General features: G+C 55.6%; 16 protein-coding genes. 2 read left to right on the top strand and 14 right to left on the bottom strand.

The annotated features are described in order from the left end of the window. Positions 1 to 20 precede the first annotated feature (20 nt). The 7 genes from WV31_RS19590 to WV31_RS19565 form a co-directional block, all read right to left on the bottom strand. Positions 21 to 482, bottom strand: coding sequence for a response regulator (locus WV31_RS19590; protein ID WP_085375110.1), 462 nt, complete (start codon positions 480 to 482; stop codon positions 21 to 23). Positions 483 to 709: 227 nt separating this feature from the next. Next, on the bottom strand, positions 710 to 970 hold the full coding sequence (locus WV31_RS22565; RefSeq protein ID WP_237051390.1) for a hypothetical protein: 261 nt from the start codon (positions 968 to 970) through the stop codon (positions 710 to 712). A gap of 106 nt (positions 971 to 1,076) precedes the next feature. Continuing rightward, positions 1,077 to 1,544, bottom strand: a complete 468-nt coding sequence (locus WV31_RS19585; protein WP_237051389.1) for an N-terminal phage integrase SAM-like domain-containing protein — start codon at positions 1,542 to 1,544, stop codon at positions 1,077 to 1,079. A 77-nt stretch (positions 1,545 to 1,621) separates the two neighbouring features. Further along, the gene (locus WV31_RS19580; protein ID WP_085375109.1) at positions 1,622 to 2,071 is read right to left on the bottom strand and encodes a response regulator; all 450 of its coding nucleotides are present in this window, start codon (positions 2,069 to 2,071) and stop codon (positions 1,622 to 1,624) included. A gap of 113 nt (positions 2,072 to 2,184) precedes the next feature. Next, on the bottom strand, positions 2,185 to 2,646 hold the full coding sequence (locus WV31_RS19575; protein ID WP_085375108.1) for a response regulator: 462 nt from the start codon (positions 2,644 to 2,646) through the stop codon (positions 2,185 to 2,187). A gap of 227 nt (positions 2,647 to 2,873) precedes the next feature. Continuing rightward, positions 2,874 to 3,317, bottom strand: coding sequence for a hypothetical protein (locus tag WV31_RS19570; protein ID WP_085375107.1), 444 nt, complete (start codon positions 3,315 to 3,317; stop codon positions 2,874 to 2,876). Between the two features lie 414 nt (positions 3,318 to 3,731). Continuing rightward, positions 3,732 to 4,010: a DUF6626 family protein gene (locus tag WV31_RS19565; RefSeq protein ID WP_085375106.1), complete on the bottom strand. Its 279-nt coding sequence runs from the start codon at positions 4,008 to 4,010 to the stop codon at positions 3,732 to 3,734. A gap of 212 nt (positions 4,011 to 4,222) precedes the next feature. Between WV31_RS19565 and WV31_RS21830 the strand changes: the two genes are divergently transcribed. After that, a complete protein-coding gene (locus WV31_RS21830) occupies positions 4,223 to 5,110 on the top strand; it encodes a hypothetical protein (protein ID WP_145980921.1) in 888 nt (295 codons plus the stop codon). 217 nt (positions 5,111 to 5,327) lie between these two features. On the opposite strand, the gene WV31_RS19560 is transcribed toward WV31_RS21830, so the two are convergent. The 7 genes from WV31_RS19560 to cimA form a co-directional block, all read right to left on the bottom strand. Further along, positions 5,328 to 5,591, bottom strand: a complete 264-nt coding sequence (locus WV31_RS19560; RefSeq protein WP_041633487.1) for a hypothetical protein — start codon at positions 5,589 to 5,591, stop codon at positions 5,328 to 5,330. A gap of 114 nt (positions 5,592 to 5,705) precedes the next feature. After that, positions 5,706 to 6,923 carry a tyrosine-type recombinase/integrase gene (locus WV31_RS19555; RefSeq protein ID WP_085375105.1) on the bottom strand — a complete coding sequence of 406 codons (1,218 nt, stop codon included), beginning with the start codon at positions 6,921 to 6,923 and terminating at the stop codon, positions 5,706 to 5,708. Positions 6,924 to 7,021: 98 nt separating this feature from the next. Beyond that, complete coding sequence (locus WV31_RS19550) at positions 7,022 to 7,465, bottom strand: response regulator (RefSeq protein ID WP_085375104.1); 444 nt, start codon at positions 7,463 to 7,465, stop codon at positions 7,022 to 7,024. Between the two features lie 57 nt (positions 7,466 to 7,522). Next, positions 7,523 to 8,185, bottom strand: coding sequence for a 30S ribosomal protein S4 (gene rpsD / locus WV31_RS19545; RefSeq protein WP_085375103.1), 663 nt, complete (start codon positions 8,183 to 8,185; stop codon positions 7,523 to 7,525). 153 nt (positions 8,186 to 8,338) lie between these two features. Next, a complete protein-coding gene (locus WV31_RS19540) occupies positions 8,339 to 9,994 on the bottom strand; it encodes a methyl-accepting chemotaxis protein (protein ID WP_085375102.1) in 1,656 nt (551 codons plus the stop codon). 119 nt (positions 9,995 to 10,113) lie between these two features. Continuing rightward, positions 10,114 to 10,884 (bottom strand): RNA methyltransferase, encoded by a 771-nt coding sequence (locus WV31_RS19535; protein WP_085375101.1) that lies wholly within the window; start codon positions 10,882 to 10,884, stop codon positions 10,114 to 10,116. Then, positions 10,884 to 12,524 carry a citramalate synthase gene (cimA, locus tag WV31_RS19530; RefSeq protein ID WP_085375691.1) on the bottom strand — a complete coding sequence of 547 codons (1,641 nt, stop codon included), beginning with the start codon at positions 12,522 to 12,524 and terminating at the stop codon, positions 10,884 to 10,886. Before cimA ends, WV31_RS19535 begins: the two co-directional genes overlap by 1 nt. A gap of 141 nt (positions 12,525 to 12,665) precedes the next feature. Here cimA and WV31_RS19525 point away from each other — a divergent pair, with 141 nt between their 5' ends. Further along, positions 12,666 to 13,106 (top strand): septal ring lytic transglycosylase RlpA family protein, encoded by a 441-nt coding sequence (locus WV31_RS19525; RefSeq protein WP_335645101.1) that lies wholly within the window; start codon positions 12,666 to 12,668, stop codon positions 13,104 to 13,106. The last annotated feature ends 99 nt before the right edge of the window (positions 13,107 to 13,205 follow it).

Below are 13,205 nucleotides of genomic sequence, written 5' to 3'. Positions count from 1 at the left end.
CTTGTTATCTAAAGAATGACCTATAAGTCTTTCGTATTATCAGCTGCCAGTTGCCTACGCTCTTCAAAGTCAGTCTTTAGCCGTATAAGCTCCGTTTCAAAATCGTCAAGCGTCGTTTCCTTGTGCAAGTATATATCAGCTTTCTTTTTGTGGCATAAATACAAGTCGCGTGGGCAATCTGTCTTGCACTGCAAGCTTGTCAAAATCGCCACGTATGTGTCCGCAATTTCACCCGTGTTACGTATTATTTCAAGCGTTTCACAACCTGAGATAACCGGCATATTTACGTCCAGTATTACAATGTGATACGCGCCTTCTGTCCGCGCAGCTTGCTTCAGCTTATCAATACCCGTATAGCCATCCGTCACGTGCTCAATGCTGTAGCCAATCCTGCCAGCCTGTAGCGTCAGCTTGGTCAACGTCGCTTCCGCAACGTTGTCGTCAATAATCAGTATCCTCGCATTCTGCACGTGTTGCGTCATCTCACCCACCCAACAAAAAAGCTGCCCAACACCATGTGCCAGACAGCTTCTTCGTCACGTTGCAAACCCTGCGTTACCGCAGAATTTGGTAATGCGTGTTAGCGCGAATAATGCAGCTAATACGAGTATTGCGCTGTTTCTGCTACACTTTTTGCGCCATAAAAAGCGGTAAGCACCATGCCTGTTATACCCCAAAAGTATCGCCGCAATCTACCACCTTTGCGCTTTCACCCTTTCCGCAGCATGACCAAGCGTTCCTTCTTTGCAGCCGCCAGGGCCTTGTCCAGCTCGCCCACCGTCACAGCCTCCATCAGCGTTTCAATAACGCTCGCAAGCTGCTCCTTCGTCCCAGCCGCCGCCATCAAATTTTTGAAACCCACCTCAAACGTGTGTATGTCCTCGCCGTTGCTGTTCGTAAACAGCCCGTTTCCCTTTGCCCGCGCCTCGTCCAAGTCCTTCCAACCATAATGTGCCAGCAGCTTCTTCAACGTGTTCTTCGCCGCCCGTGTCCCAATCACCGCCCGCTTGCCCGTCTTCCCATCCACCCAAAGCCGCAGCGTTTCCGTTTGCTTGCCGTTGCCCGTGTGTATCAGTTCAACGTCCCGCCAAGTCAGTCCACGCGCCTCGCCAACCCGCATAGTCCAGCCGCCAGTCGTCGTAATCGTTGAAATCCGCCGTCGTTATGCTGTTGATCGGTTTTTTGCCGAAAAATGGGAGCAAGTAGCGTTTTAACGTGCCCTCAACCAGCACCAGCCGTCCATTACTCAAGCGTCCTTCCAGCGTCTCCCGCTGTGCCTTGCGCACGTAATCGTCCGCAAGCTGTTTGAATGTTTGATCTTTTAATGGGTGATTGTTGCGTTGCTTATAGCGCAGCTCCTCGTACAGCTCCTCCGCTGTCCGCTTCGCCTCCGCCAAGTCCGTCGTTTTCGTGCTGCGCCGCACCAGCGTGCGATCCGTGCCAAGTCTAAAACGCGCCTGCCAAATGCCCCGTTTGTCGCTCGCCAGCGTGTACAGCACAATCCGACCGCCACGCAGTTCAATTTCACGCTGTCCAACTTCCATAGCCGCACCTTCAAAAGTGCCTGTTAGCTACGTGTTATTATATAATAAGTTAGTCAGTAGTGCTTCCGAATGATTGTCTATTTTTTCTGGTCTGTTCGCCGCGCTATTGTTTTTCCTTTTGTAATAGCTGCGATAGAAATTGCTCTTATCAGCGCGTCTTCTACTTCTTTGATTTTTCCTGTTTTTTGAATGAAAATGTCAGCCCCAGCATCGTATGCTATTTTTTCAACGTCGCGCGCATCCTGCGACGACATTATGATTACGGTGATATCTTTTTTACGCTCATGTGAGCGTATGTGTTTAGTTAGGTCAAGTCCATTAATTGCTGGCATGTTTATATCGGTTATTACAATGTCATACAAAAACATGCCGTCATCACAGCGCTCTTTAATTCTTTCTATTGCTTCTGCCCCGTTCTTTGCCCTGTCTACTCTGCAGCTGTATCCAAGTCGTCTTGCGACTGCCGCCACAAAGTTCCCGTAACATTCGTCATCGTCAGCCACAAGTATGTTTGCTTTGTTCGTCATCGTTCCCACTTTCCCAACAAAAAAGCTGCACAGATGAGTGTTCCAAGCAGATGTTTTGCCCAAAGTGTGTGCTTGCTATGTGTGTTATTGCGTCTTGCAATCTAAAGAATTGCTTATACGTCTTTGGCATTAATCGCAGTCAGTCGTCTGCGCTCTTCATATCCATTTTTTAGCTGTATAAGCTCCGCTTCAAAATCGTCAAGCGTCGTTTCCTTGTGCAAGTATATATCAGCTTTCTTTTTGTTGCATAAATACAAGTCGCGTGGGCAATCTGTCTTGCACTCCAAGCTTGTCAAAATCGCCACGTATGTGTCCGCTATTTCACCCGTATTGCGTATAATCCCAAGCGTTTCGCAGCCTGAAATAACCGGCATATTTACGTCCAGTATTACAATATGATACGCATCGTCTGTCAGCGCAGCTTGCTTCAGCTTATCAATACCCGTATAGCCGTCCGTCACGTGCTCAATGCTGTAGCCAATCCTGTCCGCCTGTAGCGTCAGCTTGGTCAACGTCGCTTCCGCAACGTTGTCGTCAATAATCAGTATCCTCGCATTCTGTACGTGTTGCGTCATCTCACCCGCCCAACAAAAAAGCTGCCCAACACCATGTGCCAGACAGCTTCTTCGTCACGTTCCAAACCCTGCGTTACCGCAGAATTTGGTAATGCGTGTTAGCGCGAATCATAAAACAAAAACGAGCATAGTGCTGTTTCTGCTACACTTTTTGCGCCATAGAAAGCGGTAAGCACCATGCCTGTTATACCCCAAAAGTATCGCCGCAATCTACCACCTTTGCGCTTTCAGCCTTTCCGCAGCATGACCAAGCGATCCTTCTTTGCAGCCGCCAGGGCCTTGTCCAGCTCGCCCACCGTCACAGCTTCCATCAGCGTTTCAATAACGCTCGCAAGCTGCTCCTTCGTGCCAGCCACCACCGCAGTGTTCTCGCCGCTCAGTTTCAAAGCCCGATTACCATAGCGCAATTCCAGCAGCCAGTTACCGTCAGTGTCCTGCCAAAACCATTGCCGCAGCCGCTTACTGCGCTCGTATCCAACGCGCTCGCCGTTCTCGTCCGTCTTGTATCGCGTCTGCTTCACCGTAAACGCCGTGCCGTCCAGCATGGCCTTAACCAAGCCAAGCTGTTCCGCCAAGTTTCCAAGCACCCGTTGCCGCGCATACTGTTCCGCGCTCAAATTTTCCGTCTTGCGCGTCGCAGTGGTCAGTTTCAATTTCGCAAATGCAGTCATGTTGTGTACTCCAAGCTGTTCGCTTGCAATACAGTAATGTCTGTGTTGTGCTATCAGTGACCGATATATCTGTAAGTTGCTGTAATCGTTGTCCTATGTAGCGTATTTTCATATAATGTAGTTGTACTAAACCTGATCAGATTTTCGGCGCTCGGTTTATACTATTTCAACCGCCAAGCTCCGCTCGTCGTCACACAGCGCAGTTTCAACTGCGCTGTGTGTAGGTAGCTCCCCAAGTTGCTTTGCTGCTGCTGTGGGCGTTTCCGACGTTTTGCGTGGATCAAAGTGGGAGTAGGGACGTGCAATGCGTTTTGCGGATCGCGCCCCAACATACAGCATGTATGTTCGCCCCCATGTCGTTCAGCGCCAGGGAAGTGTCGTGTTACACGACAACATGCTGGACGTGGACGCAAATCAGCACCGTCCCACCATCACGCTGTCCCAAATTCGCCCACTCAGTTTCTCCAGCACCGCCGCGTCTTTGCCGCGCTGTTCCGCTTTCGCCCTGACCAATGCCTTCGTCAAATTTCCAGCCAATGTCAGCATCGTCCGCAGCCCCGCTTGCCGTTGCCGCGCTTTCATGCTGCCATAATAGCTCCGATCACGTCCAAGCCACTTTCTGCTAAAGTCGTATTGACCTTCGGTTAAGTTGTTGGTTTTTAAGATTATATATGCGTTTTGTAATGCGTTCATAATTCCTCCAAATATATTTTTGAATTACCAATATTATTTATGCCAAAGATCATAAATACCGCTGCGGAAGTAGCGCATATATTTTGGGAGAGTGAAAAATGAAACAAGGAATTTTAGTGGAATATGGATTTGATGGAAAGCGAGTGGATATTAACGCGCTTGCGCTATATGCAATTTTTCTTACCGTCAATTATTCAAAGTAGGCTGCCGCAATGGGCGAGAAAGTCACTTTAGATAAAGTTGCCGACAAATCTGCATTTGAGCAGAAATACAGATACGAGAATAAAATCGGTGATCGCGCAGACAGTAAGATAAGGCAACGGAAGTATGTTGTTGAAAGTTTGTGCCGAGACTTTTCTGACAAAAAGGCTACCGCGCTTGCTTTGCGAATTATGAATTGCTCCGCAAGCCAAAAATGCAATCAGCCATTCTGTCCGATGTGCCGACATAAGAAACAAGAATTATTTGCAAAATATGTGATTGATAAGTTTGGGAGTGTAGGCGCTGACAAGTTGCGATTGCTTACGATATTGCATTCTGTCCATTACAACCCCAACGATATAAACAGCAATCTTATTAAAAAGCTGCGGAAGGATATGGACAATTTATTTGACAAGATACAGGATTGTGCTCATGACAATATACGATTTATTGGGGCATTTGAGATTGATGCAATCGCAGGAGATGAAGAATTATCTGGCAAAAAAGTAAATACGCTATCGGCGCTCGGATACGACAAGGACGCTAAAACTGCATGTTTTCTCCTTCATTTTCATGCAGTTATGTATATTCCGTCGTTTCAAAATCCAAAATACGACATAGAGCGCGAAATGCGAAAATACTACAATGGCAGCCATCAAGTAGACTTTACGGACCTTCATAAAGACAAAACGCACGATGAAAATTTACATAATATGGCAACCTACATGCTTAAGTTCAGGTTGCAGCATTCAAAGAGTGTCGCAAGCGACGATGACGAAAAACAATTCACTCGCACTCAGTATTCGTCTCTCTATAGCTATCCAATAGCCAAGTCGGTAGTTATGGCCGTTGATAGATGCGGAGGATTTCAGGGATTAATAACAAGGAGACTGAAATAACCAAGCTGTGCTTGGATATAGAAATTGAAATTACGATTTGAGTGGAAGAGAGATTTGAGGATTTTGTGGTTTTGGATACTGATGTGGAATTGAACAGAGTGGAGATATTGGTAAAGTAATGTAATATATATTACAAACTGTAGAAAATGTTATTTCCAAGCAAGCCCCAAAAAGTCCAGCAATTTAGCCAGTTTTAATGGGGTTGTTTCGGATTATATTATTGTAGTTTAGTAACATTTACTGCATCTGTATTTGCCGAAGACAGATTTTTAACAGCTTCGGCCCTAATTTTTATTATCTCAGCCTTTATCTGCCCCAATTCAAGTTTCGCCCGTTCCAGCTCTACCTGTTCCCGTTCCAGCGTCGCATCGCTGTAAATCATTGCCATCAATTGCCGTCTCTCGTCGCTTATCGTCTCGCCCCTGCGTTCCTTTTTCCTCGCCAGCCAAGCGTCAGCGTCAATAATCTCTCGCGCCTTCATGCCACTATTTATGCAGCGTGATCACCGATTTTTCCAAAATTCTGACCTGGCCGTCGCCGCAATCCGCCCCGATTTGTCCCACCAACATACAGCAAGTATGTTCGTCGCCCGTTTTCAGATCAGCTTGTCAGCCGCCAGCGTCGTGCTTACATGCCCATAATGCTGTTCAATCATCAGCACGCTCGTCCCCATGTTCCGCGCCAGCAAGTAAACGTCCGTGCCCCCGTACAGCAGCCTAAACGTCGCGTAGGTGTGTCTCAGGCTGTAAAGCGTTCTCGCGTTGCCGTGCCTGTCCGTGTCCAAGTTGGCCGCCGCCATCAAATTTTTGAAACCCACCTCAAACGTGTGTATGTCCTCGCCGCTGCTGTTCGTAAATAGCCCGTTTCCCTTTGCCCGCGCCTCGTCCAAGTCCTTCCAACCATAATGCGCCAGCAGCTTCTTCAATGTGTTCTTCGCCGCCCGTGTCCCAATCACCGCCCGCTTGCCCGTCTTCCCATCCACCCAAAGCCGCAGCGTTTCCGTTTGCTTGCCGTTGCCCGTGTGTATCAATTCAACGTCGCGCCAAGTCAGCCCACGCGCCTCGCCAACCCGCATTCCCGTCCCAACCAGCAGCCGCACGTAAAGTTCCAAAAGCTGCCTGTCCCGTTTAACGCGTGGATGCTCCGCAGATCGCGTGCGCTGCCGTGCCGTCCATATCAGCAGCCTGTATTCCTTCACGTCAAAAGCGCCGCGCCTGTTCGTTTTTGCCCGTTTCGCCTTCATAAACGCCAGTTGCTTCAAAGACCCTTGTTCCAGCCCGTGCTTCAAAATCTGCCGCAACATGCTCTGTTCCATCACCAGCGTTTTCGCCGAAGGCGTTGTCGCCGCTGTTGCTACCTTCCTGTCCGCACCGTAGCCCTTCGTCCAATAGTCCAACCGCCAGTCGTCGTAATCGTTAAAGTCCGCCGTCGTTATGTTGTTGATCGGTTTTTTGCCGAAAAATGGGAGCAAATAGCGTTTTAGCGTGCCCTCAACCAGCACCAGCCGTCCCTTGCTCAAGCGTCCTTCCAGCGTCTCCCGCTGTGCCTTCCGCACGTAATCGTCCGCAAGTTGTTTGAATGTTTGATCTTTTAACGGGTGATTGTTGCGTTGCTTGTACCGCAGCTCCTCGTACAGCTCCTCCGCCGTCCGCTTCGCCTCCGCCAAGTCCGTCGTTTTCGTGCTGCGCCGCACCAGCGTGCGTTCCGTGCCAAGCCTAAACCGCGCCTGCCAAATGCCCCGTTTGTCGCTCGCCAGCGTGTACAGCACAATCCGACCGCCACGCAGTTCAATTTCACGCTGTCCAACTTCCATAGCCGCACCTTCAAAAGTGCCTGTTAGCTACGTGTTAGTATAGCGTCTTGTTGTCGTAATAGTTGCCGGAAAATTTATTGTATTATTATGCTTGTCGTTCACTCATTCTGCGCCAAATTAATCTCGTTATTTTTTAAGACAACAAAGTCAAATATTGCGCTTGAAAGTGATTTTAATAGCTCGTCAATGCATGGGGGTTTTTGTATAAAGCGATCAGCGCCAGCACTTTGTACCTGCGCACAAACCTCAAATTCGTCATGCGATGACATAATAACAACTGGAATATTCATATTTGAGTAAAATGATTTTATGTACTTCGTTAGCTCAATTCCGTCAATAAATGCCATATTTATGTCTGTAATCACTATATCATAGAAATTTTCTCCGCTGCTAAAGCGCTCTCCAAGCTTGCTTATTGCTTCTACCCCGTTAGCTGCCGTATCTATCGTGCAGCTATATTCCATCAGTTCAAAAATAAATAACACAAGTCGTGTATAGCTATCGTCATCCTCAACAAGTAGCACCTCTGCTGAACGTCCCATTTTGTAACCCCGCACACAAAAAAGCTGCCCAGCCCCATGTGCCAGACAGCTTCTTTATCACGTTCCAAACCCTGCGTTACCGCAGAATTTGGTAATGCGTGTTAGCGCGAGATAGAATTCGACGACCAGGTTCGGTTCCATCTGCACGGCGTAGGGGACATCGCCCAGCTTGGGGACGCGGACGAACTTGCCCTTCATCTCCTTGTGGTCGACTTCCAGATAGTCGGGGACGTCGCGCTCGCCGGACTGGGCGGCCTCGAGGATCAGGGCCATGTCCTTGGACTTGGTCTTCACCGAGATGACGTCGCCTTCGTTGACGCGGTACGACGGGATGTTGACGCGCTTGCCGTTGACCAGGATGTGGCAGTGGTTGACCAACTGGCGGGCGGCGAACGGGGTGGGGGCGAACTTCAGGCGGTAGACCACCGCGTCCAGGCGGCACTCCAGCAGGCCGATCAGGTTCTCGGAGGTGTCGCCACGGCGGCGCACGGCCTCGTCATACAGACGGCGGAACTGCTTCTCGCTGATGTTGCCGTAGTAGCCCTTGAGCTTCTGCTTGGCCATCAGCTGGGTGCCGAAATCGGACGGCTTCTTGCGGCGCTGGCCGTGCTGGCCGGGAGGGTTCTCCTTGCCGCGGTTCAGCGGGGACTTGGAGCGGCCCCACAGATTGGCGCCCAGGCGGCGATTGATCTTGTACTTGGCTTCAATACGCTTGCTCATGGTCTTCCTTTTGGCCGAATTGATCAGCCTATTGGGTTGTCCCGATAGTCCTGGTCCGCCTTGGGAGGCGGGGAGGGGTGGGCGCGCCAAACGGCCGGCCACCCGCTTTCTCGGGAGGAGAAGGGGCGCACTATACGGATCGGCAGCGCTTTTTCAAGCCCGAATCTTGGCGACGAAGCCTTCCACCGCGCGGCTGAGACCGGCGGCGCCCTCCGAAAGCTGGCGCGCGGTTTCCAGCACCTCCGACGACGAGGTTCCGGCCGCCGACACCGCCGTCACCGCGTCGCCCAGGCTGCGGGTGACGTCGGTGGTGCCGCGTGCCGCCTGTTCGGCGCTCTGGGCGATCTCGCGGCCGGCTTCGGCCTGTTGGCCCACCGCCTGGGCGATGGCGTCACCGATACGGCTCATGCGCTCGATGACCTCGCTCACATGGGCGATGGCGTCGACCGCCTTGTTGGTCTCGGCCTGGATGGCGGCGATCTGTTCCGAGATTTCCTCGGTGGCCTTGGCGGTCTGGCTGGCCAGTCCCTTGACCTCGCCCGCCACCACGGCGAAGCCCTTGCCCGCCTCGCCGGCGCGGGCCGCCTCGATGGTGGCGTTAAGCGCCAGCAGGTTGGTTTGCGCCGCGATGGCGTTGATCATGCGCACCACGTCGCCGATGCGGCCCGCCGCATGGGACAGGCCCGACATGATGCGGTTGCTGCGCTCGGATTCGCTCACCGCTTCGCGCGAGATGGACGTGGATTCGCCCACCTGGCGGCTGATTTCGGCGATGGAGGCGGTCAGCTGCTCGGCGGCGGCGGCCACCGAATCCACGTTGGACGAGGCGGTTTGGGCCGCCCGTCCCACCGAGGCGGCGTCGCTGCCCGCCGATTGGGTCATGCCCTGCAGGGCGCGGGCCGCCTCTTCCATGCGGGCCGAGGCGGTGGTGACGAAGTCCACCATGCCGCGCACGCCGGCGTCGAACTCGTCGGCCATGCGGATACGGGCCAGGCGGCGCTCCTCGCTGGAATTGCGCTCGGCCTCCAGCTGGGCGCGGCGCAAGGCCTCCACCTCGATGGCGTGGTCCTTGAAGGTCTGGACGGCGCGGGCGATGTCGCCGATCTCGTCCGGGCGGTCGGTGCCGGTCACCTCCACCCCCGTATCGCCCCCGGCCAGCCGTCCCATGGTGGCGATGGCATCACGCACCGGCACGGTGATGGAGCGGGTCACCGCCAGGGTGAGGCCGCCCAGGGCCAGCACGCCCAGGGCGATCACCCAGGCCGAGGCGGTGCTGGTGGATTGATAGGTGCCCATGGCCGACAGGAATTCGTCCTTGGCCAGCCCGATCTCCTTGTCCATCAGGGCGCGCAGGACGGCGGTGGCCTCGTTGTAGCGGCCGGTGGTCTCCTCGGCCATGGTCTCGCGGGCGCCGAAGGCATCGCCGTCGCCGAACAGCTTCAGGGTCTGGCGGTAGGAGGCGCGGTAGGCCTGGAAGGCCGTCTGGAAGTCTTGACTGCCCGAGCCATAGGCCTTCCACAGCGTGTCCACCTCGGCATCCATGGCCTCGATGTCCTTGGCCATGCGCTCGAGCGTCAGGCGGCTTTCGCTCTGCATCACGGTGGCGACGGCGCCCTGGATGCGGTGGACGGTATCCAGCACGCGGGCCAGCTGGCCCATGGGCACCACCCGCTCGCCATAAACGGCCTCCAGGCCGCCGGCGACGCACTTGCCGCCCAGCATGCCGGCGGCACCGACTGCCGCCAGTAACGATATGGCAATAATCAAAAGTATGAATAGACGAACGCCGAACCTGATGCGTTGCAGCATGAGTGCCCCCTGATAGACGAATATTTTTCGTTATTAGGGGGACTAATAGTCAAATGCCCGACGGCGGGACAATTGCGGTGATCCACATATGGATTTTGTCTGATGTGGAAAACCGAAATCTAGGACGATTCTGCTTTGCCCTTCTTGTGGCGGTAGGTCACCAGTTCATGAACGATGCCGTGCAGGGTCTGGATTTCCTGGCCGGTGAGGTTGGCGCGCTGGAACATGTTGCGGATGTTGCGCACCATCACCGGGCGCTTGTCGGCAATGCGCAGGAAGCCGCACTCGTCCAGTTCGCGCTCCAGATGCTCGAAGAAGTGGACCAGCTTCTCCTTGGGTGCCGGGCCGGAATCGCGCCATCCCTTGGTCATGGCGGGCAGTGACCCGGACACGCCGGCCTGAAACCACTCGTAGCCGATCAGCAGCACGGCCTGGGCCAGGTTGAGCGAGCAGTAATCGGGGTTGAGCGGCACGGTCAGCACCGTGTCGGCCAGGGCGACGTCGTCGTTCTCCAGCCCGGTCCGCTCGGGGCCGAACAGCACGCCGGTGCGCAACCCTTCCGAATCCAGATTGCGCATGTGGCCGGCGGCCTCGCGCGGGGTGTACACCGGCTTGGTCATGTAGCGGTCGCGGCCCGTGGTGGCCCAGACCCGGTTGAGGTCCGCCACCGCATCCTTGGTGTGCTCGACCACCCGCGCCGACAGCAGCACCTTGTCGGCCCCCGAGGCGGCGGCGATGGCGCGGTCGTCCAGCGGGTTGGCCCGAGGGCTGACGATGCGCAGGTCGGTGAGGCCGCAATTGAGCATGGCCCGCGCCGCGGTGCCCATGTTCTCGGCCAGTTGCGGCCGCACCAGGATGATGGCCGGGCCGCGGGGCGTGGTCTCGCTCATCACTCGTCTTTGAAGCGGAACAGCATGAAGGTGATGGAATCCTGCAAGGCTTCCAGCGAGGCTTCCAGCACGTTGGTGTGCACGCCCACCGTGGTCCAGCGATGGCCCTTGTCGTCCTCGCTTTCGATGGTGACGCGGGTCTTGGCGGCGGTGCCCACGGTGCTTTCGGTGATGCGCACCCGGTAGTCCTTGAGCTCCAGCGCGGTGAGCGCCGGATAGACCCGGGTCAGCACCTTTCTCAGCGCCACGTCGAAGGCGTGGACCGGGCCGGTGCCTTCGCCCACTTCCATGTATTCGGTGCCGCCCACCTCGACCTTGACGGTGGCTTCCGAGAGCGTGATCCACTCGCCCACCGCGTTGCGGCGGCGCTCGTCGATGACGCGGTAGCGGTCCAGCTGGAAGTATTCCGGCACCTCGCCCAAGGCGCGGCGCACCAGCAGCTCGAAGCTGGCGGCGGCCTGGTCGTAGGCGTAGCCCTCGTGCTCCAGGCGCTTGACCAGGTCCACCAGATCGGTGGCCTCGCGGGCGTCGAAGGTGACCTGCATCTGCTCGACCACCCGGACCAGGCTTTCGCGCTTGACCTGATCGAGATCGACGCCGATCTCGCCCAGGCGCGCCACCAGATTGGAGCGGCCCGCCTGATCGGACATGACGATGTGGCGCATGTTGCCCACCGCCGACGGGTCCACGTGCTCGTAGCACTTGGGGTCCTTGGCCACGGCGGAGACGTGCAGGCCACCCTTGTGGGCGAAGGCCGACTTGCCCACATAGGGCTGGCCGCGATTGGGCGTGCGGTCCAGCACCTCGTCCAGCGCGCGCGACACCGAGACCAGGTTCTTCAGGTCTTCGGGCGCGATGCCGGTGTCGAAGCCCATCTTCAGCATCAGGGCCGGGATGATGGAGATCAGGTTGGCGTTGCCGCAACGCTCGCCCAGGCCGTTGAGCGTGCCCTGGATCTGGCGCACCCCGGCCTCGACGGCGGCCAGGGAATTGGCCACGGCGGTATCGGAATCATTGTGGCAGTGAACACCCAGATGGCTGCCCGGGATGCCGGCGGCGATGACCTCGCCGACGATGCGGTGCATCTCGTGGGGCAGGGTGCCGCCATTGGTGTCGCACAGCACCATCCAGCGGGCCCCGGCCTCGTAGGCGGCCTTGACCGCCGACAGGGCATAGGCCGGGTTGGCCTTGTAGCCGTCGAAGAAATGCTCGGCGTCGAACATCACCTCATCGACCTTGGTACGGGCATGCAGCACCGAATCCGAGATCATCCGCAGGTTCTCGTCCAGCTCGATGCCCAGCGCCACGGTGACCTGGAAGTCCCAGCTCTTGCCCACCATGGTGGTGACGCGGGCCGGGGTGACCAGCAGGGCGTTCAGCCCCGGATCGTTGTCGGCGGAACGGCCGGCGCGGCGCGTCATGCCAAAGGCGGTCAGCCGCGAACGCTTGAAGGCGGGCGGGTCGGCGAAGAAGGCGTCGTCGGTGGGATTGGCCCCCGGCCAGCCGCCTTCCACGTAGTCGATGCCGATTCGGTCCAGCTCGCGCGCGATCCGCACCTTGTCGGCGGCGGAGAAATCCACTCCCTGGGTCTGCGCGCCGTCGCGCAGCGTGGTGTCGTAGAGGTAAACGCGCTCGGCCATGACGATTTCGATCCGCCCGAAAACAGTGGGAAAGAGAGGAAACATGCCCCATCCGGGGGGTATTGGGCAAGGGCTTACCGCTTTTTTCCTGTTCCGAACTGTGATGAGTCTCACGGTGTAGAGTTCGAGGCCTTGATATGAATGTGGCTATGCATGATGGCGTGTATGAGGGAATTCACAATGGCAAGGCATTGTATGATATGTATATTCTTAATTACGATCCTTGCAGTTTTTGTTGGTGATTCAACATGTATTGCTGCTGATCTCGCATATTCCCGTGATGACGTGAGGGAATACGGCATTGCGTCTTGGTATGGTGCCAAATACCGCGGGCGTAGGACTGCCAGTGGCGAGCGGTTTGATCCTTCCGACCTGACGGCGGCGCATCCCACCCTGCCCATGGGTACATTGGTCGAGGTTTCCCGCCCGGATCGGGGCCGGAGCGTGGTGGTGCGCATCAATGATCGCGGGCCGGGCGGCGGGCGCATTCTCGACGTCTCCGAGGCGGCGGCGCGCAAGCTGGGACTGGTGGGCGAGGGAACGGGCGCGGTTTCGCTGCAGGTCGTCGGCTTCGCCGACTGAATTGTTAACGGGCATTCAATATTTGTTTACAAATCATTCTTATTCTGGTAGCTGTTCACGGATCGTTAGGAAAGCCTGGGCAGAATGCCCCGCACGTCA

The organism is Magnetospirillum sp. ME-1 (assembly GCF_002105535.1).
Lineage (GTDB): Bacteria > Pseudomonadota > Alphaproteobacteria > Rhodospirillales > Magnetospirillaceae > Phaeospirillum.
Note: the sequence above shows the minus strand (reverse complement) of the source record. Positions and strands in the feature narration are given on the sequence as shown.